Raw genomic sequence first — 718 nt, 5'->3', positions numbered from 1 at the left:
CAAGTATAAAAATTGGGAAATCGCTCAATTAAAACCTTTAAGGAGAATGAATATGAATGAAAAAATTCAAAAATTAAGACAAAAAATAGACGAAGTCGATGATCAAATCATCGCGCTTTTAACGAAACGTTTTAAGTTAACCGATGAGGTAGGAGACGTTAAAAAAAAGATAAAAGGGACCATCACGCATCCTAACCGTGAAGCCTTCATTTATGATAAAATTAAAGATGAATCAATTAAAAACATCTATAAGACCCTATTAAAAGAAAGTAAAGCAAGACAAAAAAAGGATTGATTATATGTATGGATTACTCGGAAAAACACTGAGACACAGCTTTTCAAAACAAATTCATGAAGCTTTGAGCCCTGAGATGAACTACGAACTCTTAGAAACAAAATCACTTAGAGATTTTATAAAGACGATTCCTTTTAAAGGATTAAATGTTACCTTGCCTTATAAACACGATGTTCTAGACATGTTAGATTATATTGACCCTACCGCAAAAGCAATTGGTGCCGTCAACACAATTGTCTTAAAAGACAATAAAAAACATGGTTATAATACGGATTATTTAGCATTAAAAGAAATCATTGAAAATACATATCCTTCGAATAGAAACACGGTCGTAACAATACTGGGAAATGGCGCTACTAAGGGAACTTTAATGTATGCTTTAAAACAATCCGGCTACCAAACCATTCATGTTTGTGCAAGAAA

Annotated in this window: 2 protein-coding genes; both read left to right on the top strand. The window is 32.2% G+C overall.

Features of this window, described 5'->3' with window-relative positions; translation table 11 throughout:
• The coding region (locus tag ABCO64_RS10315; RefSeq protein WP_343089399.1) for a chorismate mutase at positions 1 to 295 on the top strand (295 nt) is incomplete at its 5' end.
• A gap of 4 nt (positions 296 to 299) precedes the next feature.
• On the top strand, positions 300 to 718 hold a 419-nt coding region (locus ABCO64_RS10310), incomplete at its 3' end, for a shikimate dehydrogenase family protein (protein ID WP_425463707.1).

The sequence above is a fragment of the Methanocalculus natronophilus genome (assembly GCF_038751955.1).
GTDB classification, from domain to species: domain Archaea; phylum Halobacteriota; class Methanomicrobia; order Methanomicrobiales; family Methanocorpusculaceae; genus Methanocalculus; species Methanocalculus natronophilus.
Note: the sequence above shows the minus strand (reverse complement) of the source record. Positions and strands in the feature narration are given on the sequence as shown.